Annotated in this window: 18 protein-coding genes and 1 pseudogene; 7 read left to right on the top strand and 12 right to left on the bottom strand. The window is 69.8% G+C overall.

Going from position 1 to position 20,400, the window contains the following annotated elements:
* Positions 1–25: 25 nt before the first annotated feature.
* Entirely contained in the window at positions 26–994 is a 969-nt protein-coding gene (locus AB0H62_RS27310) for a R2-like ligand-binding oxidase (RefSeq protein ID WP_220244603.1), read from the bottom strand.
* Positions 995–1,010: 16 nt separating this feature from the next.
* Entirely contained in the window at positions 1,011–1,631 is a 621-nt protein-coding gene (locus AB0H62_RS27305; protein ID WP_360589003.1) for a TetR family transcriptional regulator, read from the bottom strand.
* 102 nt (positions 1,632–1,733) lie between these two features.
* On the opposite strand from AB0H62_RS27305, the gene AB0H62_RS27300 reads away from it, so the two are divergent.
* Complete coding sequence (locus AB0H62_RS27300; RefSeq protein ID WP_220244601.1) at positions 1,734–2,339, top strand: HAD hydrolase-like protein; 606 nt, start codon at positions 1,734–1,736, stop codon at positions 2,337–2,339.
* A gap of 3 nt (positions 2,340–2,342) precedes the next feature.
* On the opposite strand, the gene AB0H62_RS27295 is transcribed toward AB0H62_RS27300, so the two are convergent.
* Complete coding sequence (locus AB0H62_RS27295; RefSeq protein ID WP_220244600.1) at positions 2,343–2,573, bottom strand: hypothetical protein; 231 nt, start codon at positions 2,571–2,573, stop codon at positions 2,343–2,345.
* A gap of 131 nt (positions 2,574–2,704) precedes the next feature.
* Here AB0H62_RS27295 and AB0H62_RS27290 point away from each other — a divergent pair, with 131 nt between their 5' ends.
* Positions 2,705–3,091, top strand: coding sequence for a cold-shock protein (locus tag AB0H62_RS27290; RefSeq protein WP_220247185.1), 387 nt, complete (start codon positions 2,705–2,707; stop codon positions 3,089–3,091).
* A gap of 58 nt (positions 3,092–3,149) precedes the next feature.
* Here AB0H62_RS27290 and AB0H62_RS27285 read toward each other — a convergent pair whose 3' ends face one another.
* Genes AB0H62_RS27285 through AB0H62_RS27275 form a run of 3 tightly spaced genes read right to left on the bottom strand, consistent with a single transcriptional unit; the run spans position 3,150 to position 6,473 of the window.
* Positions 3,150–3,626, bottom strand: coding sequence for a DUF2771 family protein (locus tag AB0H62_RS27285; RefSeq protein WP_220244599.1), 477 nt, complete (start codon positions 3,624–3,626; stop codon positions 3,150–3,152).
* Between the two features lie 10 nt (positions 3,627–3,636).
* Positions 3,637–5,637, bottom strand: coding sequence for an MFS transporter (locus AB0H62_RS27280; protein ID WP_360589001.1), 2,001 nt, complete (start codon positions 5,635–5,637; stop codon positions 3,637–3,639).
* A 38-nt stretch (positions 5,638–5,675) separates the two neighbouring features.
* Positions 5,676–6,473 (bottom strand): glutaminyl-peptide cyclotransferase, encoded by a 798-nt coding sequence (locus AB0H62_RS27275; protein WP_360588999.1) that lies wholly within the window; start codon positions 6,471–6,473, stop codon positions 5,676–5,678.
* 50 nt (positions 6,474–6,523) lie between these two features.
* Between AB0H62_RS27275 and AB0H62_RS27270 the strand changes: the two are divergent.
* Both AB0H62_RS27270 and AB0H62_RS27265 read left to right on the top strand, forming a co-directional pair.
* Positions 6,524–7,267 (top strand): annotated as a pseudogene (locus tag AB0H62_RS27270) (DUF3027 domain-containing protein); the annotation flags it as partial.
* A 1,541-nt stretch (positions 7,268–8,808) separates the two neighbouring features.
* Positions 8,809–11,580 carry a molecular chaperone Hsp90 gene (locus tag AB0H62_RS27265; protein WP_360589063.1) on the top strand — a complete coding sequence of 924 codons (2,772 nt, stop codon included), beginning with the start codon at positions 8,809–8,811 and terminating at the stop codon, positions 11,578–11,580.
* 34 nt (positions 11,581–11,614) lie between these two features.
* On the opposite strand, the gene AB0H62_RS27260 is transcribed toward AB0H62_RS27265, so the two are convergent.
* Entirely contained in the window at positions 11,615–11,842 is a 228-nt protein-coding gene (locus tag AB0H62_RS27260) for a DUF2530 domain-containing protein (RefSeq protein WP_220247183.1), read from the bottom strand.
* Positions 11,843–11,949: 107 nt separating this feature from the next.
* Between AB0H62_RS27260 and AB0H62_RS27255 the strand changes: the two genes are divergently transcribed.
* From AB0H62_RS27255 to AB0H62_RS27245, 3 genes are all read left to right on the top strand, one after another.
* On the top strand, positions 11,950–13,416 hold the full coding sequence (locus AB0H62_RS27255; protein ID WP_360588997.1) for an NCS2 family permease: 1,467 nt from the start codon (positions 11,950–11,952) through the stop codon (positions 13,414–13,416).
* 118 nt (positions 13,417–13,534) lie between these two features.
* Complete coding sequence (locus AB0H62_RS27250; RefSeq protein ID WP_220244595.1) at positions 13,535–13,966, top strand: MarR family transcriptional regulator; 432 nt, start codon at positions 13,535–13,537, stop codon at positions 13,964–13,966.
* A 209-nt stretch (positions 13,967–14,175) separates the two neighbouring features.
* Entirely contained in the window at positions 14,176–15,435 is a 1,260-nt protein-coding gene (locus AB0H62_RS27245; protein ID WP_360589061.1) for an MFS transporter, read from the top strand.
* Between the two features lie 282 nt (positions 15,436–15,717).
* On the opposite strand, the gene AB0H62_RS27240 is transcribed toward AB0H62_RS27245, so the two are convergent.
* The 5 genes from AB0H62_RS27240 to AB0H62_RS27220 form a co-directional block, all read right to left on the bottom strand.
* A complete protein-coding gene (locus tag AB0H62_RS27240; protein ID WP_360588995.1) occupies positions 15,718–16,530 on the bottom strand; it encodes an arylamine N-acetyltransferase in 813 nt (270 codons plus the stop codon).
* A 99-nt stretch (positions 16,531–16,629) separates the two neighbouring features.
* Positions 16,630–17,253 (bottom strand): superoxide dismutase, encoded by a 624-nt coding sequence (locus tag AB0H62_RS27235; protein ID WP_220244593.1) that lies wholly within the window; start codon positions 17,251–17,253, stop codon positions 16,630–16,632.
* Positions 17,254–17,447: 194 nt separating this feature from the next.
* Entirely contained in the window at positions 17,448–18,131 is a 684-nt protein-coding gene (locus AB0H62_RS27230; protein ID WP_220244592.1) for a biliverdin-producing heme oxygenase, read from the bottom strand.
* A gap of 66 nt (positions 18,132–18,197) precedes the next feature.
* Complete coding sequence (locus tag AB0H62_RS27225; RefSeq protein ID WP_220244591.1) at positions 18,198–18,815, bottom strand: TetR/AcrR family transcriptional regulator; 618 nt, start codon at positions 18,813–18,815, stop codon at positions 18,198–18,200.
* 64 nt (positions 18,816–18,879) lie between these two features.
* Positions 18,880–20,379 carry a glutamate-cysteine ligase family protein gene (locus tag AB0H62_RS27220; RefSeq protein WP_360588992.1) on the bottom strand — a complete coding sequence of 500 codons (1,500 nt, stop codon included), beginning with the start codon at positions 20,377–20,379 and terminating at the stop codon, positions 18,880–18,882.
* Between the last annotated feature and the right edge of the window lie 21 nt (positions 20,380–20,400).

Below are 20,400 nucleotides of genomic sequence, written 5' to 3'. Positions count from 1 at the left end.
GAGGGGGTCGGGGACGGCCTGTGCGTCAGGAAGCTGCCGCAGCGGCTTCCGCCAGCGTCTTCTCGTCTTCCTCCCCGAAGGTCTCCTCCAGCTGCTCCGGCGAGTAGTCCAGGTCGATCTGCTCCACCGGCGTCCCGCGGGCCGATTCGATGGCGCCCAACCGCCGTTGCGCGCGGTCGGCCGCGTACTGGACGAACTCCTGCGGGTCGTTGTCGAACGGGACTTCCTCGAACTGGTCCTGCACCCACTGGATCATGTTGAGCGCGTGCGGCAGCAGTTCGCCCATGCGCTGCTGCACTGCGTCCCACATCGAGTCGTCGGCGGCGACGTGGCGGCGGCAGGTGAAGGTGCCCCACGCCATGTGGCGGCGTTCGTCGTCGCCGATGCGGCGGACGAGGTCCTGCATGCCGGGCAGGATCTGGTTCTGGGTGCAGATGAGCTGCCACGAGTAGTAGCCCGTCAACGCGAGACTGCCCTCGATCACGTGGTTGTACGTGACGCTCGCGCGGATCTGGTTGAGGGGACTGGGATCGTCCTCCAGGGCGCGCAGCGACTGCGGCAGCTCTTCGTAGAAAAGCTTGCGGTAGTGGGGGTTTTCGGCGACGTACGGGTGCAGATCCTCGTCGAGGCCGACGGCGTCCATCCAGCGGCGGAAGACCTCGACGTGCTTGGCCTCCTCGAAGCAGAACTGCGTCAGGTACATCTCGTCGCTGAATCGGCCGGTCGAGGACATCGCGCGCATGAAGGGCTGGATGTCCTCCGTCACGGCCTCCTCGCCGGCGATGAACTGCGCCACGAGGTATGTCGTCGAGCGGCGCTGCTCCGGCGTCAGGCTCTCCCAGCCCTCGCGTTCGCGGCTGAAGTCGAGGTCGGCGGGGTTCCAGAACTTCTTGTTGCCCTTCACGAACAGGCGCAGCGGGAACGAGTCCCAGTTGAGCCCACCCTTGCGCAGCGACGAAAACCCGCTGCGCAGCTCGGGAAGCGTGTCCGTCATGTCCGGCCCTTTCGTGTCACTCCATTGTGGACGATTCCGTGGACGAGTCTGTCGGTGAAAGGAAGCTTTCGATCGCCGGCGCCAGAACCGCCACCACGGCGTCGGCCGCCTCGGTCGCGGCGTGCGTCGGCAGCACCAGGTGGCTCAGGGACAGCCGCACCACGGTCTCCGCCAGCAGTGCGGCGGACTTCTGCGACAGGCGGTGCTCTAGCGAGCGGTACTGCTCGGTCGCCAGGTCGGCGGCGGCCGTGAGGATGGGCTCGCCCTTGGTGGTGAGCAGGGGGAGCAGGTCCTCGCCCGCCTCCGTGCCGAGCGCGGCGGCGACGAGCCGGTTCTCCCGGGCGTGCTCGATCGTGTAGACGACGGCGCCGTGGATGCCGGGGATCAGCCCGTCGGCGCTCTCGAAGCGGCGGCGGATGCCGTCGAGGAACTCCGCCGCCGTACGCAGCGCCACGGCCTGCGTGAGCGCCGCCTTGCTGCCGAACTCGTTGTAGACGGTCTGCCTGCTCACGCCGGCGCGCGCCGCGACGTCGGCCATGCGAAGCGCCTGGTAGCCGCGGTCGGGGAGCAGATCCGCGGCCGCGTCGAGCAGTGCTTCGCGCAGCGATGCCTTGGTGCGCTCAGTGAAGCTCGTCACACCGTCAGCTTGACACAGATCGAGGTCGTGTCAAGAAGGTTTACTGACCACAATCGGATGTACAAGCCCGTTCTGTCGGTGGTCCCCGCTACCGTGGCGGACGTGGGCATCACCGTGGGCTTCGACCTGGACATGACACTGATCGACCCGCGGCCGGGCATGGTCGCGGCGATGAACGCGCTGGGCGCGGAGTCGGGCCTGCCGCTCGACGGCGACCACTTCGCCGCCAACCTCGGCCCGCCGCTCGACGACATCCTGCGCGGCTTCGAGGCGCCCGAGGAGCGGATCCCGGGCCTGGTGGATCGGTTCCGCGCGCTGTACCCCGGCCTCGTCGTGCCGAGCACGGTCGCGCTGCCGGGCGCGGCGGAAGCGCTGAAGGCCGTGCGCGCGGCGGGCGGGCGCACGCTCGTGGTCACCGGCAAGTACGGGCCCAACGCGTGCCTGCACGTCGAGGCGCTCGGGCTTGAGGTCGACGAGCTCGTGGGCGAGCTGTGGTCCACGCAGAAAGCCGTGGCGCTCAAGGAGCACGACGCGCGGGCGTATGTCGGAGATCACCTCGGCGACGTGCGGGGCGCCCGCGCGGCCGGCGCGCTCGCGGTCGGCGTCACCACCGGGCCGTGCACGAGGGAAGAACTGCTCGCCGAGGGAGCCGACGTGGTGTTCGGCTCGCTGACGCAGTTCCCGGAGTGGTTCGCCCGCGCGTTCTGAGGCTCAGCCGTGCTTGCCGGCGCGCGCCTCGCGGACCAGCGCGATCAGGCCGAGCAGCAGGCCCAGCGGCGTCACCACGCCGGCCACCGCGCTGAGCCACACCGGCAGGTTCTCCAGACCGGCGGCGAACATCACGAAGACGGCCAGCACGGCGAGCAGCCCGATGGCGAACAGGCCGATCCCGATCCGCATGAGGATCGGTTTGCCCGCGGTCTGCTTTGCTGCGTTGTCCATGGCGCTGAGGGTAACGGCCGTATCCGCTTCTCCCCAGGGCATGTGGCGAGATACGCTAAGCGGACGCGCGCCCTGGGTACGCCCGGGGCGCGTTCGTCGTGAGCAGCACAGCAGAAGGACTGGTGAGGGAAGTGCCGACCGGCAAGGTCAAGTGGTACGACGCGGAGAAGGGTTTCGGGTTCGTCACGCAGGACGGCGGAGCCGACGTCTACATCCGCAAGGCCGCGCTGCCGCAGGGCGTCGAGGGGCTCAAGGCCGGGCAGCGGCTGGAGTTCGGCGTCGCCGACGGCCGTCGCGGGCCGCAGGCGCTCTCCGTCCGGCTGCTGGACCCGCCGCCGTCGGTCGCCGAAGCACGCCGGCGTCCCGCCGAGGAGCTGCACGGTCTGATCGAGGACATGATCAAGCTCCTCGAGCTGAAGGTCCAGCCGGACTTGCGCCGCAACCGCTACCCGGATCGCAAGAACACCAAGCAGATCGCGGAGATCATGCGCGCGGTCGCCCGGGACATCGACCCCTAAACCTGCATCTTTTGCGGTGAAAGGGCACCTCGACGGGTGCCCTTCACTCGTCGTGCCGTCAGGCGGGCTGAACCTGCAGCGACCACAGGGCCGAGGTGATCGGCTCCGCGTCGTTGGGGTCGCCCGTGCGGCTGACCACGGTGGCCTGCGCGATCTCCACCACCACGATCTGGTCGTCCTTGGTGGGCGGCGTCGCGGTGTAGGCGTAGCGGTCGCCGCTGGTGATGATGTCTTCCTTCAACGGCTGAGGCTGGCCCTTGCCGTTGACGAACTGCACCGTCACCTTCCACGGACCTTCCGCGACCTCCTTCGGCACGGAGATCTGCACGGACTTGCCCGGGCGCAGCTTCAGCGTGCCCGCGGCGCCGGGGTTGGCGGCGCAGATGCCGGTCTTGACGTCGCAGTTGCCGATCGGCCCGACGTTGATCGTGTGCCCATCGCCGTAGAACGTCACCTCGGCCGGCCCTGGCGCCGAGCAGCCGGCCACGGCGAGACCACCGGCCGCGAGCACGGCTACCAATCGGGAACGTCGCATGGTCCGAAGATTACCGGCGCTCTCGGGACGCACCCTGCGCGGGGAAGCTGCCGGTCGGTTCGGGCCGCAGTGGCCGGTTTCCGCCCAGTCCCGGCACGAGCGAGCCGCCGCGCTGCACGAGGTAGGTCTGCGTGAGGCCGACGCCGAGCAGCACCGTGACCACGAGGAAGCCGATCCAGTACGTCGGCGGCAGCAGCAGACCGACGGCGCCACCGAAGCACCAGGCGAGCTGCAGCACCGTTTCCGAGCGCCCGAACGCCGACGCGCGCGACTGCTCGGGCAGATCTTCCTGGATCACGGCGTCGAGGCTGATCTTCGCAAGCGCGCTCGCCGTGGCGCCGACGAGGCCGACGACCGCGGCCGTCGCGAGTCCGGGCAGGAGCGTGGCGATGAGCGTCACACCCGCGCACGCGGCCACGCACCACACGATCACCTGGTCCGGCGCGCCGAACTGCAGGCGTGAGCCCAGCGCGTTGCCGACGAAGCCACCTGCCCCGGCCGCGGCGCCGATGATGCCCAGCAGGAGCAGCTGCATGAACGGGCTGTGGCCCGTGCCCTCCGTCTGCGCCTTCACCGCGAACGCGGCGAACATCATGAGGAAGCCGGTGAGCACGCGCACGGATCCGTTGCCCCACAAGGCGACCACGATGTGGCGGCCCATCGGCTGGCGCTGCTTCTTCTGCGTCGGTTCGGGCCGCGCCGACAGCGACGTCGGCACCTCGCCCTCGGTCACCTCGACCCACGACGGGATCCGCATCGACTGCACGGCCGCGGCCACGCAGATCAACGCGGTGAACCACAACGCGCCGGCGGAACCGCTGATCGCGTTGACACCGCTGGCCAGCCCGCCGAACACGCCGGCGGCGACGAGGCCGAAGATCGTGAGCCGCGCGTTGGTCTTCGACAGCGTGATCTCCGGCGGCACCACGCGCGGCGTGATGGCGGCCTTGAGGACGGTGAACGACTTCGACAGCACCATCATCCCGAGCGCGGCGGGGTAGAGCAGCCAGTCGTCGAAGTGCAGGGCCATGACCACGGCCATCAGGCCCTGGCCGATCGAGGCCACGCACATCGCGAGGCGGCGGCCGCGCTGGATCTTGTCCAGCGCCGGGCCGATCACGGGCGCGACGAGTGCGAACGGTGCGATGGTGATCAGCAGGTACAGCGCCACTTTGCCCTTGCTCTCGCCGCTGGTGGCGGCGAAGAAGAGCGTGTTGGCGAGCGCGATGGCCATGGCGGCGTCGCTGGCGTAGTTGAGCATCACCGCGTACATCAGCGACGTGAGGCCCGACTTGTCCGCGCCGTCGGCCTTGGTGGCGCGCTGGAACATGCCGATGGCCTGTCCGCTCAGCTGCCGGCTGCGCAACGCGGCGACGCGCGTGACGGTGATCTTCTTCGGCAGCTTCGGGATCGAGCCGGCACCTGGGACGGCGGTGGTGCGGAGTTCCTCGTCACGTTCGGGGTCGACGCGGGGTTCGCCGGCGTAGCCGCCGGTGTCGTAGTGCTCGTACTCGCTGCTGCCGGGCCGAGGGCTGTCATGGCGGGGCCGGACGGGCTCGGTGCGGCGGTCTTGCGACGGGTACGGCCGCGCGCCCCTGGGTGGCGGCGGTCGGTGGCCGAGGGGGACGGCGCCGGTGGGGGCCTCGTCGGCCGTCGGGGTGCGGGGTTCGTCGTAGAACGGGCTTCGGGCGCGCGGCTCCCGGCCTTCGGGCGGGAGCCGCTCAGGACGAGCGCGGGGTTCGTACCGCTCTTCGTGCCGCTCGGGCCGTGCGCGCGGCGGGTCGGCCGGGACGCGCCGGGTCGGGGGTTCCGCCGCGACGCCCCGGGTCGGTGGTTCGACCGGGTGCGCGGCGGGGTCGACGCGGGTGGGCTGTGGCGAGTCGCGCCAGGAGCGGGCCTGGGCGGCGCTGGGCTCCGGCGTCCACTTGCGCTTGGACTTCCGGCCGCGACCCTTGCCCGACCGCCCGGAGAAGGTGCCGTCGGGTTCGGAGTGCGAACCGAAGAGTGCCACGCGTCAATCCTGCCTCATCCGGGTGCCGTTCCGCCCGATCACGTGCCGTTCTGTGTCCCGGTGGCGCCGGCGGGGACGAACTTCACCCGGTACATCGCGGGCCAGAGCTTGCCCGTGACGAGGAATTCGTCGGTGCCGGGGACGGCCGCGATGCCGTTGAGCACGTCTTCTCCGGGGTTGACCGGGGTGCGGAGTCCGCCGGCGTCGATGCGTCCGGTGATGTGTCCGGTTTTGGAGTCGATGCGCAGGATGGTGCCGGTTTTCCACACGTTCGCGTACACCGTGTCACCGACGCACTCGAGTTCGTTGAGCTGGTCCACGCCGACGTCGACGCTCCCGGTGACCGCAAACGTCTGCGGGTCACGGAACGTGAGCTGCGAGGTGCCGTTGCTCATGACCAGCCGGCCGCTGGGCTGATGGCACAGGCCCCAGCCCTCGCCGTCGAAGGGCACGCGGCGCAGCTCGGCCAAGGTTTTCGAATCGCGTTCGATGGCGAAGCCGTCCTGCCAGGTCAGCTGCCACAGCTTGGGCCCGAGGATCGTGATGCCCTCCGCGAACAGCGGCGCCGGCAGCGCCACGCGCGTGGTGGGCTTCTGGCCGGCGGCGCCCGCGGTGAGCGCGGACTCGCCGGAGAGGCCGCGGCTCTCGTACAGCGTCGTGCCGGCGAACTCGAGGCCCTCGGTGAAGGCCGACGTGTCGTGCGGCAGCGTCTGCAGCACCTGCACAGTGAGCTCTTCGGGCGGGGGTTGTGTCGCCTGCGTGCCGGCGCAGCCGCCGAGCAGAGCCACCGCCAGCAGCGGCCAGATCAACGGGGTTCGCGTCAGGGGAGTGCGCACGGGAACAGCCTGGCACGGGCCGCGCGGATGCGTGCGGCACAATTGGGGCCATGACGTTGCTGTTGACCCTGGACGACGGCTCTATCCAGCGGAAGCTCGCGGACGCGGAAGACTTTGCGCGCGAAGCTGTGCTGGCGGACGCCCCGGCCGAGCAGGTCGGCGAGCACGTCGCCGTGACCTCCGAGGACGCCGTCTCGGCGACCCACCTGTTCGAGGCGTCGGTGCCCGGCTACCACGGCTGGTGCTGGGCCGTGACGGTCGCCGTCGCCGGCCTGGACGAGCCGGTGACCGTGAGCGAGCTCGCCCTCCTGCCCGGCCCGGACTCCCTGGTCGCACCCACGTGGGTTCCCTGGGAGCAACGCGTGCGCGCCGGCGACCTCGGCGTGGGCGACATCTTCCCCACCGACAAGGACGACCCGCGCCTCGCGCCCGCGTACCTGAAGTCCGACGACCCGGCCGTCGAAGAGGTCGCCCACGACGTCGGCCTGGGCCGCGTCCACGTCCTCTCCCGCTACGGCCGCCAGGACGCCGCCACCCGCTGGCACGGCGGCGAGTTCGGCCCGCGCTCCGACATGGCCCGGAGCGCTCCGGCGACTTGTGGGTCCTGTGGGTTTTTCGTGCCGCTCGCCGGGTCTCTGCGCGGAGCGTTCGGGGTGTGCACCAACGACATCGCCCCGGCGGACGGCCACGCGGTGGACGTCGAGTACGGGTGTGGGGCGCATTCCGAGGTGGAGGTGGAGATCACCTCGTCGATCCCGGTGGCGGAACTGGTTTATGACGATTCGTTGATCGACTTTGTGTCGGATGGTGAGCCTGAGGCCTCTGCGGCTGCTGCTTCGTCGTCAGAGGTGGCTGCGGAGGCTTCGTCGGCTGCTGCTGAAGAGGCTTCCACCGCGGCGACGGTGGAGCCGGAGGCTGCTGCTGAGGTTGCTGCTGTTGAGGTCGCTGTCGGGGAGGCTGCCTCGGCTGGGATCACCGAAACCCCGGCCGGTGAAACTCTCGCGACGAACGCGGCTGCGGAGACTGCTTCGGCCGCTTCTTCGGACACGACCGCAGCGGACGCTTCGCAGGCCGCGGTCTCTGCCGAGCCGGCCGCCGATGCTTCGGCGGACTCGATCGCCGTCGCCGAGCCGACTGCGGTTGCCCCGGAGCCGGAAGCAACTTCCGACACCACGGCTGCGCCCGCGGAAGCCGAGGTGGTTTCGACGACCTCAGCTCCCGAGTCGGCGCCCGCCGAACAGGACGCCGAGGCTTCGGCCGACTCGATCACCGAGCCGACCGCGGTCGCCCCGGCGCCGGATGCAGCCGCCGACACTGCGGCCGCGACCTCGCAGCCTGAGGCGACTGTCTCTGCCGAGCCGGTTGCGATGACCCCGGCTCCGGAGGCGGCTTCCGCCGCCGAGGCTGGGACTGCGGACCCGGAGGCGATTGCCTCGGCCGAACCGGCCGAACCGGCCGAACCGGCCGAACCGGCCGCGACGGCCTCGGCTTCGGAGGTGGCTTCCGCCTCCGAAGCGGCGGGGTCGCCCCCGGCTGTCTTGCCTGAGGTCGAAGCTGCCGAGCCGGCGGTGGAAGAAGCGCCTGCTGACTCGGTCGCTGAAGTTGCGGCGGCCCAGGCGGATCCCGCCGCCGAGCCCGCCGCTACCCCGGCGGCCGATGCGGTTGAGGACTCCGCAGTTGTGACCTCGGAGCCCGAGGCCACTGCCCCCGCTAAGCCGGCTGCTGCGGCCTGGGAAGCGGTGGGGCTGTGGGCGGATCACTCCGCCGAGCAGGGTTCGGAACCGGCTGGCGAAGTTCACGCCGGAGCTTCTGAGGAAGCTGCCGCCGTGCCGGCTGCGCAGGATGGCGCGGGCGCGGAAACCACAGCAGTCGCCGACCTTGCGGCGCCCGAGGCCCAGGCGGTTTCCGCGGCCGACGAGATCGCGGAGAGCGCGGCGCCGGAAGCGGCGACGGTCGAGGAGTCGGCTGCGGAGTCGTTCGAGGAAGCTGCCGGCGATTCCGCCGAACCCTCCGACGCAACGAACGCGACCGAAGCCACCAACGTCGCCGAAGCGCGCGAAGGTGCCGAAGCGATCGGAGCGAGCCCGGCCGCTGAAGCTGGCCAGGCCAGCGACGCGAGCGACGCCAGCACGGTGGCCGAAGCCGCCGAGCTGGGCCAGGTTGCCGAAGCAGGCGAAGCGGCTCACGCCGCCGAAGCTGGCCAGGCCACCGAAGCGGACCGCGTCGCCGAAGTACAGGCCGGCGAGGGTGACCTGGGCACTGAGAGTGGTGACGGCCCCCGGTGAATGAGGGCATAGGGGCGGATCCGTTCGGGACGGGGCGGCTGCGCGAGGCGATGTTGCGCGCGTGGCGGGACTCGCCGACGCGGTTTGTGGAGGACACCAACGCCGAGCGTGACTTGAGGGTTGGGGCGTATCGCGATCGGCTGTTCGTGGAGCTGGCGCAGAACGCGGCGGACGCGGCGCAGGCGGCCGAGACCCCCGGCCGGGTCAAGGTGTCCGTTGTGGACGGTGAGCTGAGGTTCGCCAACACCGGGGCGCCGCTGGATACGCGGGGTGTGGAGTCGTTGGCGTCGTTGCGGGCGTCGGCGAAGGAGCGGCTGGACACGGTCGGGCGGTTTGGCGTCGGGTTTGCGGCGGTGTTGACCGTGTCCGACGAGCCGCGGGTCGTTTCGGCGCGAGGTGGGGTGCGGTTCTCCGCGGAGCGCACGCGGGAGGCGGCCGGGCGGGACGGGGATGTGCCCGTGCTGCGGCTGCCGTGGCCTTCAGAGGAGGCACCGCCGGAGGGGTTCGACACCGAAGTGCGGCTGCCGCTGCGGGAGCCGGAGAGTGGGAAGGCGCTGCTGGACGCCCTCCAGGAAGAGATTTCCGACCTTCTGCTGGCCTTGCCGTGGTTGGGTGAGGCTGAAGTGGACGGTCGCGTTTGGACGCGCACCGGCACGGATCAGGTTGAGATCGCCGGGCCCGAGAAGAGTCGAAGGTGGCTGACTCGCGAGGGCTGGGCCGTGCCGATCGACGTGGACGGGGTGCCGCAGCCGCTGGACGAAGACGTGCTGCATGCGCCGACGCCGACGGATGAGGCGTTGTCGCTGCCGGCGCGGTTGATCGCGCCCGTGCCGCTGGAGCCGTCGCGGCGGAGGGTGTTGCCCGGGGCGGCGCTGGATGAGGCGATCGCGGCGGCGGCGAAGAAATACGTCGGGCTCGTCAGGGCTGTGCCGCAGGAGCATCGGTTCGTGCTGGTGCCCCAGGCCGGATTCCCGCGGTCCACAGTGGACGCGCAGCTGAGGGATCAGGTTTTCGCCGAGCTGGCAACGCAGCCGTGGTTGTCCACTATGGACAACAAGGAGGTGTCCGGCCGGCAGGCGAAGGTGCTCGACGTCGACGTGCCGGACTTGCCGCCGCTCTTGGCCGACCTCGTGCCGGGGCTGGTGGCCGCGCCGGCGGGGGCGGCGCGGGTGCTGAAGCCCGTGTCGGCGCAGGCGATCGGCGTCGAGGACGTGCTGGAGGTGCTCACCGGGATCGACCGTGAACCCGGGTGGTGGCACCGACTGTACGCGGCGCTCGCCGTGGCTGTGGACACGCACGACGTGTCGCCGGCACAGCTCGACGGGCTCCCGGTGCCGCTGTCCGACGGACGCACGCTGCCCGGCGCGCGCGGCACATTGCTGCTCGACGGGTCAAACGAGCTGCTCGAACTCCTGTCCGATGTGGACGTTCCAGGCCTGCGGCTCGTGCACCCCGCGGCGGCGCACCCGTTGCTGGAACGCTTGGGCGCCAAGCATGCCGACGCCCGCCAGCTGCTCGAAGCCGAGCAGGTGCAGTACGCCGTGGAACGCAGTGTGGAAGACGTCCGGTCCGGTTTGGATGGGATGAACCTCGCGGGTGCCGTGCTGAGGCTGATCGCGGAGTGCGGTGACGATGCGCCGGAGTGGGCCGGTGCGCTTGCCCTCCCGTCCGAAGACGGCTGGCGCCGGGCCGACGAGCTCGTGCTGCCTTCGTCTCCTCTTCTCGACGTGTTCGACTCCGAAGTGTTCGAAGAGGACGGTGCCCTGTCCGTTCTCGACGAGGAGTTCGCCGAGGACTGGCCACAGCCGACACTCGAAGCGGTCGGCGTGCTCGACTCGTTCGCCGTCGTCCGCGACGAGGAGCCGCACGAGCCTGACCACGGCCTGCCCGACGAAGACTCGTGGTGGGACTCGTTCGAACGCCCGCCAACGGCTGTCCTGGCGATCAGAGACCTCGACCTCGTCGCCGACGACGCGTGGCCCGCCGCGCTGCGCCTCATCGCCGCGCGGCCCGAGACGTGGCAGGCGCTGCACGCGCCCGAAGGCCACGCGGGCTGGTGGCTCGCTCGTTACGCCCTGCTCGCCGGCGAAGCCCCCGGCTCTTGGCGCCTGCCTGCCGCGGCCGACCTCGCCGGCCTCTACGACGAGGTGCCAGACCTCGAGCTCTCCGTCGAGCTGCTCCAGGCCGCCGGCGTCCGGACCACGCTGGACCTCGCGACGGCCGAAGACGTCACCGACCTGCTCGACCGCCTCGGCGACCCCGCCCGCACGCTCACACCGGGTCTCGCCGCGCGCGCCCACCGCGCGCTCGTGCAGTCGCCCGTGGACGTCGACGACCTCGACGCCCCGGTCCGCGTCCGCACGGCCGGCGCGAGCGTGGCAGACGCCGACAAAGCCGTGGTCCTCGACGTCCCGTGGCCGGCGTCCGCGCTGCCGGCGACCAAGATCATCGCCGCCCCCGAAGACCCCGAACACCTCGCCGAACTGCTCGACGTCCCTCTCGCCGGCGCCCTGCCGAACGAGGTGACCAGCACCGGCGAGTACGTCGCCTGGGCCGACCTGCCCGCGATCCGCCTCGTCGCCGACCAACTCGGCCTCACCGTGCCCGAGGGCGGCCCGCTGCTGCACGACGTGCTCACCGTGATCGTCGACGGCACCACCGCCGACGTCTCGTGGTGGTCGGACGAGGACAACCGGCTCCACGCCGCCGACACGTCGGAAGGTCTGGCCCGCGCGTTCGCCTGGGCCACCGACCACTGGACCGAGCGCTACCGCATCACCGCACTGCTCGACGACCCGGCGCCGCACACGTTCCTGAACTAGAGCCGCTGTGTCGAACTAGAGCCGTTGCGCCGAACTAGAGACGCTGTGCCGACTTCGACCCCCGCCGGGCCGCCGCGCGCTGCCAGAAGATGATGCCGAAGCCGATGAACCCCAGGACGATCCCGGCGAACGCCGTCCACACCCACACACCGTCGGCGACGAAAAAGAGCACCACCAGCGCAACGGCCCACAGCGAGGTACCTACGATCACCACCGGGGTCAGGTCGGTCAGGCGCTTGGGCAGGTCCGGCGTGTGCCGCAACGAGCCCGTTACCTCCGCGGGATTGATCGGTTCATCCACGTGGTGAAGGGTACCCCCGGGCGTTCACGCAACGAGCACGACAGCAGCGAGCAAGACAGGGGCACGGCATGACGGATCAGCGCGAGCGGGAGGCCGTGTCCACTCTGGACCGGTTCTTCAAGATCACCGAACGCGGCTCCACGGCCGGGCGGGAGATCCGCGGCGGCGTCGTCACGTTCGTGACCATGGCCTACATCGTGGTGCTCAACCCGCTCATCATCGGCAGCTTCGCCGCGGGCACGCCCTCGGCGCACGCCGACGTGCTCGGCCACATCCTGCCCGTGCCGGCCGTGGCCGCGGTGACGGCGCTGGTCGCCGGTGTGATGACGATCCTGATGGGCCTGATCGCCAACTACCCGTTCGCCATCGCCACCGGTCTGGGCCTCAACAGCCTGCTCGCCGTCACGCTCGCACCCCAGATGACCTGGCCCGAGGCCATGGGCCTGGTGGTGATCGAGGGCGTGATCATCGTCCTGCTGGTGCTCACCGGCTTCCGCACGGCCGTGTTCCGCGCGGTGCCGCCGGCGCTCAAGTCGGCGATCGCGGTCGGCATCGGCCTGTTCATCTGCCTCATCGGGCTTGTCGACGCCGGTTTCGTGCGCCGCCTGCCCGACGACGCGCACACCACCGTCCCGGTCGGCCTCGGCATCAACGGCTCGGTCGCCTCCTGGCCGACGGCCGTGTTCGTGGTCGGCCTGCTGCTCACCGCGATCCTCGTGGCGAAGAAGGTCAAGGGCGCGATCCTCATCGGCGTGCTGAGCTCGACCGTGCTGGCCATCGCCGTCGAGGCGATCGTGAAGGCCGGTCCGTCGAACGGCACCAATCCCAAGGGCTGGAACCTCGGCTACCCGGCGCTGCCGTCGAACGTCCTCGGTATCCCCGACCTGTCGCTGGTCGGCGACGTGTCCTTCGGCGCGTGGACGCGGCTGCCGATCATCACCGTCGTCCTGCTCGTGTTCACGCTCGTGCTCGCCGACTTCTTCGACGCCATGGGCACCATGACCGGCCTCGGCAAGGAAGCCGGCCTGATCGGCAAGGACGGCCAGTTGGCAGGCGTCGGGCGCGCCCTGTTCGTCGAAGGCCTCGCCGGCGCGGCCGGTGGCTTCGGCTCGGCCAGCTCCAACACCGTCTTCGTCGAGTCCGCCTCCGGCATCGCGGAGGGCGCACGCACGGGCCTCGCCAACGTCGTCACCGGCGTGCTCTTCCTCGCCGCCATGTTCCTGACGCCGCTCTACCAGATCGTGCCCGTCGAGGCCGCCGCGCCGGCGCTGGTGGTCGTGGGCGCGCTGATGATGGGACAGGTCCGCGAAATCGACTTCACGGACTTCTCGATCGCGCTGCCGGCCTTCCTGACGATCGTCGTCATGCCGTTCACCTACTCCATCGCCAACGGCATCGGCGCGGGCTTCGTGAGCTACGTCGTCATCCGCGCCGCCACCGGCAAGGCCCGCCAGGTCCACCCGCTGATGTGGGTGATCGCGGTGGCGTTCGTGGCGTACTTCGCGGTGGGTCCGATCCAGGCCGCGTTGAGCTGAGCGTGGAAAGGGCGTCGCACTGACCGGTGCCGAAAGCGGTCGGCGCTGAGCTGAGCGTGATCGCGGAGGGTGGCGGGGTTCACCCTCCGGCGCCATTTTCGTGAGGTAAGCTAACTATATGTCCGGTGACACGCATGAGCGCTCCCTCGCGAGCCGCCTGCGTCTCGCGGTGGTCCGGCTCAACCGCCGGCTCCGGGCACAGCGCGTGGGCGACGACGTGACGTTGACGCAGACCGCGGCGCTGTCCACCTTGCACAAGTGCGGCCCGCTGACGCCTGGTCAGCTGGCCGCCAAGGAAGGCGTCCAGCCGCCCTCGATGACGAGGGTCATCGCCGCGCTCGAGGAGATGGGGTTCGTCGAGCGGCGCCCGCACCCGACGGATGGCCGGCAGGCCATCGTGGAGCTGTCCGACAGCGGCATGGCCTACGTGAAGCAGGCCATTTCCGTCCGGGAGGCGTGGCTGGATCGGCAACTGGCCGAACTCGGCGAGGAAGAGCTGGAAGTGCTCTCCCGCGCCGCTGAGATCATCGACAGGATGGCGGGGAACTAACACCGGTGGCGACCACGGGTAGCGAAGCAGAGCGTACGACCGAACCCATTGCTACCCGGGACACGGCGCCACAGCCGGCCAGCCCGCCTGTCTCCGGACCACCCGGCACCCCAACACAGCGCACCCCGAGCCTGCCCGACGGCGCCGATCGCGTGCGCAAGGAGCCGGCCGAACCCGACAGACCCGCGGAGCCGAAGCGCGGCAAGGGCATGTTCGCGTCGCTGCGCGTGCGCAACTACCGGCTGTTCTTCACCGGCCAGGTCATCTCCAACGTCGGCACCTGGATGCAGCGCATTGCCCAGGACTGGCTGGTGTTCCAGCTCTCGGGGAACAACCCGGTCGCACTGGGGATCGCCGTCGCGTTCCAGTTCACGCCGACACTGCTGCTGTCGCTGCAGGCCGGCGTGATCGCGGACCGCGTGGACAAGCGGCGGCTGCTGATCCTCATCCAGAGCGTCAACTGCCTGCAGGCGACGTTGCTGGGCGTGCTGAATCTGACCGGTGTCGTGCAGATCTGGCACGTGTACCTGCTGTGCATGATGCTCGGCATCACCTCGGCGATGGAGGTGCCGACGCGGCAGTCGTTCGTGGCCGAGATGGTGGGCCGCGACCAGATCGCCAACGCCGTGGCGCTGAACTCGTCGATCTTCAACCTGGCGCGCATCGTCGGCCCGGCCATCGCCGGGTTCGCGATCACCTGGGTGGGCACCGGCTGGCTCTTCATCGCCAACGCGGTGAGCACGATCGCCGTGGTCACCGGGCTGGCGATGATGAACCCCGCCAACCTTTTCCGCGGCCCCGCGATCCCCCGCGCGAAGGGCCAGCTCATGGAGGGCCTGCGCTATGTGCGCCACCGCTCCGACCTGGTCACGGTGATGGTGCTGATGTTCTTCGTCAGCACGTTCGGCATCACCTACTTCACGTCGCTGCCGATCGTCGCCGCCAACGTCTTCCACACCCAGGCCGACGGTTACGGTCTGTTGTCCACGCTCGTCGCCGTGGGGACCTTCGTGGGCGCGCTGTTGTCCGCGCGCCGCGGGATCAAGAGCCGGCCCCGCGTGCGGCTCATGCTGATCTCCGGCGCGCTGCTCGGCCTGTTCGAGTTCGTCACGGCGTTCATGCCGACCTATCTGACCTTCGGCCTCGGCCTCATCCCGCTCGGCTTCGCCACCATCACGTTCCTGAACACAGCCAACGCGCTGGTGCAGACGTCCGTCTCGCCCGAGATGCGCGGCCGCGTGATGGGCATCTACGTGCTGGTGCTCATCGGCGGCAACCCGATCGGCGGTCCGATGACCGGCTGGATGGCCGACGCGTTCGGCGGCCGCTCGCCGTTCTACATCGGCGGCGCGATCTCGCTGATTGCCGCCGTGGTGTGCGCTCTGGTGCTGATCCGGCGCGGCGGCGTCTCGCTGCCCGTGCGCCGCTTCGGCAACGGCCTGCGTGTGCTCAAGCGCGAACGCGTCTGACCTGCGGCTTTCGAAGGGCATCTCGGTTCGCCGGGGTGCCCTTCAAGCATTTCAGGGACTTTTCACGCCCTCCCCCGGACGAGTGAGAGGTGGGTCTCCGCAAGAGAGGGCTTGCCGGGGCTGCTGAGGTTAGGCTAACCTCATACGTGTCCGCTTCGTGGTGGGAGCGGCAGTCAGTTCGGGAACGGACGGAGCCCCGCCCCTGGGAACCCCAGGAGCGGGGCTCCGTTCATTTACGAGGGTTCACAAACGAGGGTCTCGGGCAAAGCGTCCTTCACCGGCTCATGACGGGTTCATGGTCGGGTCGGCCGAGGGCTCCGTCAAGAGGTGCCCACCTGGTGGGGTCGGCAGCCGCGAGAGCTCCAGGCCGAAGTACACGCGGTACGCGGTGCGCACGGCGTTGTCGGTGCCCAGCAGTACCTCGTTGCGCACGCCGTCGACCGTTTCGATCAGCCGGTTCCCCGACAGCGTCACGCGGCCCTGGGAGGTCGGGCGCGAGCACGTGAGCCGCCGGGTGAAGCCCGAAAGCGGCGACGTCGACTGCCACCACGCCATCGGCACGAAGTCCGTCAGCGGCCGCGTGCGCGCCTCCAGGCGGTAGACGGGCGTGCCGTCCATGACCACGTCCACGTCGCCGAACGGGGCGTCCAGGAAGAGGAACTCGCCGTCCGGATCGGACTGGACCTCCACGGCCGACAGGCGCAGCGGGCCACGGCTGAAGCGGCCGAAGCCGACGTCCACCAGCCAATGCTCGCCGTCGAGCTTCACGACCACGGCCGCGTGGTCCAGCGGCGGCCCTGGCTCGCCCTCGTCGGTGAAAACCTGCGCGCCGCGCAACGCGGCGTCGAAGCCGAGCTCGCGCAGCAGGGCCGAGAAGAGCCCGTTGAGCTCGTAGCAGAAGCCGCCGCGCCGGCGGCGCACGATCTTGTCGAACAGCGCTTCCTCGGCCAGCTCGATGGGTTCACCGAGGTGCACGCTCAGGTTTTCGAACGGCACGCGTTCGAGGTGGCGCTCCTGCAGCTGCCGCAGGGCCGCGAGGTCGGCCTTGGCGGGCAATGCGAGGTCGAGGCGGGCGAGGTAGGCGTCGACGTCCATGACCCCAGCCTCACACCTGGAGTGCACTCGAAGTCAAGCGAGAAACGAAAAACGGGGCCCTCCGTGAAGGAGAACCCCGCTTTTGCCGAAGCAGCAGGCTCAGCTGAGCAGCAGGCCGTTGCCGCCGGCGACGGCGTTGTCGAAGCGCTTGCTGATCTCAGCCCAGTTGAAAATGTTCCACAGGGCCTTGACGTAGTCCGGCTTCACGTTCTTGTAGTCCAGGTAGAACGCGTGCTCCCACACGTCGACCAGCAGGATCGGCGTGGTCGGCAGGATCAGGTTGTTGTGGTGGTCGCGCAGCTGCTGGGTGATCAGCGTCTTGCCGATCGGGTCCCAGGAGAGCGCGCCCCAGCCGTTGCCCTGGATCGTGGTGGAGACGGCGGTGAACTGCGCCTTGAACTTGTCGAAGGAGCCGAACGCCTCGTCGATCGCCGCGGCCAGTTCACCGGTCGGCTTGTCGCCGCCTTCCGGGGAAAGGATCTTCCACCAGACGACGTGGTTCGCGTGGCCGGCCAGGTTGAAGGCCAGCGTGGTCTCGAGACCGACGATGTTGCTGAAGTCGCCGGCTTCGCGAGCCTCGGCGATCTTGTCGAGGGTGTCGTTCGCGCCCTTGACGTAGGTCGCGTGGTGCTTGCTGTGGTGCAGCTCGTTGATCTGACCCGAGATGTGGGGCGCGAGGGCGCTGTAGTCGTAGTCGAGATCGGGCAGGTTGTACCGGGCCATTGGCCCTCCTTCAGTCTTCGACACAAGTTCCTACTACCGAACCTAGTAGCACACCCGGGTTCGCGGCGACCGGGGGCGGCCTCCGTGCCACAGGGTGGACCCACTCGTTCGGCTACGGCGTACCCGGGTGGGCACGGTGCGAAACCGAGCTTTGTACCTCCACCAAACTGGAGGTCAACTTCTTGTGATCAGCCTCATCCGCCCGGGCGTCCGGCGAGCCGGTAGCGGTCCAGTTCGAGCGCCAGCTCGTCGAACACGGCGACGTTGTGCTCGAAGGCGACCAGTGTCTCGTTGATCACCCGGGCGCGGGCGTCGTCGTCCCACGGCGCGGCGTCGAGCTTCGCGCGGTAGCGGTCGCGGAACGCGGGTGCGCTGCCGATCTCGTCGAAGTGGTAGAACAGCGAGCCCGCCTCGGCGAGGTCGAAGTTCTTCTCCAGCAGCCGCCGGATGATCTGACCGCCGGCGATGTCGCCCAGGTAGCGCGTGTAGTGGTGCGCCACGTACCCGCCGGCCCACGCCGAGGCCTCGGCGATGCGCGCGGCGTACGCCTCGGTGCTGGCGAGCGGCCGGATCTCGGTGCGCCAGGCCGGGCCGGCGAGGCGGGCGAGGTCGCGCTCGAGCGCGGGCAGCCGGCGCAGCTCGTCGAACACGAACTCGCGGCCGACGGCGTCGCCGGTCATCGTGTCGCTGACGCGCTCGATGGCCTGGTAGATGAAGTAGTACTGGATCGCGAGCTGCGTGTAGCCCTCCAGCGAGAGCTCGCCGCCGAGCAGCGCGTTCATGTACGTGGAGTGGTTGGCCCGCTCGTGCACGCCCCTGGTCGACTCCCGCAGCCGTCCGGAGAACGGCCGGGCTTCGAGCTCAGTGGTCACCGACATGGCGGCCTCCCTCTTTCTGACAAGCTGTCAGATAGAGCGTAGGCCACGACGAGGGCTTAGGCTACCCTAAATCGGACGGTGATCCGGAAGTTCACTCGAACCGACAGCCTGCAAGACGAACCGCACGGCCGCCTCGATCACGCCGGCCAGCCGCTCGGCGGGCACGTCGATCACCTGCCGCGTCCCCAGCGCCGCGGTGATCATGGGGACCACCACGTCCACGTCCTGCGCGGGCCAGCTGCCCGCGTCGACGCCGGCGAGCAGTACCGCGCGCAGCTGCCCGGTGATCGGGTCGGCGTGGGCGCTGATGCGCCGGTAGGCCGCGGGTGCGAGCGCCGACTCCAGCGCGCCGCCGGGTGGCAGGTGGTGCTCGGCGAGCACGCGCAACTGCAGCCGGACGAACGTCGCCAGCTGCGCGATCGGGTCCGTCTCGGCTTCCACGGCCGCGCGCAGCCGCTCGACGTAGCGCGCCGCCTCATCCTCGACGAACGCGACGAGCAGGCTTTCCTTGTCGGGGAAGTGGTTGTACAGCGCGGTGCGGCCAAGCCCGGCCTCGGCGGCGACGCCGGCGAGCGTGATCGCGTCGAAGCCACGCTCGTACAGCTGCGCGCGCAGCACCTCGAACACCCGCGCGCGAACCTCGCGCCGGTGCGCTTCGAGCGAGCCACCGAGTACCTTCGGCACCGTTGTTTCCCCTGCCTGCCTCAGACCTGCTCCAGCCACCATAAGGCCGAACGGGGGCTCGTACTCAGTCGGTGAGCGACCAGGTGTGCACGGGTTCGCCGGCGGCCGAGAGCTCGAGATAGCGGCCCAGCATGCGGTTGAGCGCCGTCTCGCGGTCGGCGCCGCGGTCCTGCACGCGCAGCACGTAGTCGCGCTGCCAGGTGGCGCCGCTGCGCCGCGCGAGGCAGCGCCGTTCGATCACGCCGAGGTATTTCACGCGGGCCTCGTCGGACACGCCGGAGCGGCGCAGGCCCTCGTGGGCGAGTGGCAGGAGCACGCGCAGCGCGAGCTCGTCGGGCGGGATCCAGCCGATGCCCGGCCAGTACAGCTGCGCCTCGAAGCCCTTGCGCGCGCCCGCGTAGAGGTTCTCCTCCGCGGCCTGGAACGACATCTGCGTCCACACCGGGCGTTCCTGCTCGGCCAGCGCGCGCTGGGCGCCGTAGAAGAACGCGGCGTTGGCCACGATGTCCACGACCGTGGGCCCGGCCGGCAGCACGCGGTTCTCGACGCGCAGGTGCGGCAGGCCGTCGACGACGTCGTACACCGGCCGGTTCCAGCGCCAGATCGTGCCGTTGTGCATGCGCAGCTCGGTGAGCTTCGGCGCCTGGCCCGACTCCAGCGTCTCGATCGGGTCTTCCGTGTCGGTCTGCGGCAGCAGGCCGGGGAAGTACCGCACGTTCTCCTCGAACAGGTCGAAGATCGACGTGATCCACCGCTCGCCGAACCACACCCGCGGGCGAACACCCTGGTTCTTCAGCTCTTCCGGACGGGTGTCGGTGGCCTGCTGGAACAGCGGGATGCGCGTCTCGTGCCACAACGCCTTGCCCAGCAGGAAGGGCGAGTTGGCGGCCAGCGCCGTCTGCACGCCGGCGAGGCACTGCGCCGCGTTCCAGTGCGCCGCGAATTCCTCAGGCGCCACCTGCAGATGCAGCTGAACCGACGTGCACGCGGCTTCCGGCAGGATGGATTCCGCGAAACTGCGCAGCCTTTCGGGCTGTTCGCCCGGAAGCGCGGCGCCGTCCATGGAAAGCGCGATTCGCTCACCGCGCGCGGCGAAGATCTGGTCGTTCAGCGACGAATACCGCGCGTTGTTGGTGAGCCATTTCTGGTCGAAGTGTTCTTGACGCAGTGTCGGCAGGATCCCGATCATCGCGAGCGTCGAACCGGCGTCGGCGGCCTTGGCGGACGCTTTGCCGAGGTACGCGCGCAGATCGTCTTCCAGCTGCAGAGCCGAATCGCCGGCGAGCGGGCGCGGCGGCACGTTCAGCTCGAGGTTGTGCTGCCCGAGTTCGGTGGTGAACGACGGGTCGTCGAGCGCTTCCAGCACCGCGGTGTTGGTCATCGACGGGCGCAGTTGCCCATCGACGAGGTTCAGCTCCACTTCGAGCCCGATATTCTTGCGGGGAAAGGAAAAACTGCCGTCCGTGAGCATCCGGGCGAGCGTGTCGAGACAGCGTTGGACTTTGCGGCGGTACCGTCCTCGGTCCAGCTGGTCGAAAGGTTTCGCCGAAAGGTCGGTACCCATGTCTGACGCGCTCCTTGGCTG

The sequence above is a fragment of the Amycolatopsis sp. NPDC050768 genome (genome assembly GCF_040654155.1).
In the GTDB taxonomy this organism is placed as follows: Bacteria; Actinomycetota; Actinomycetes; order Mycobacteriales; family Pseudonocardiaceae; genus Amycolatopsis.
Note: the sequence above shows the minus strand (reverse complement) of the source record. Positions and strands in the feature narration are given on the sequence as shown.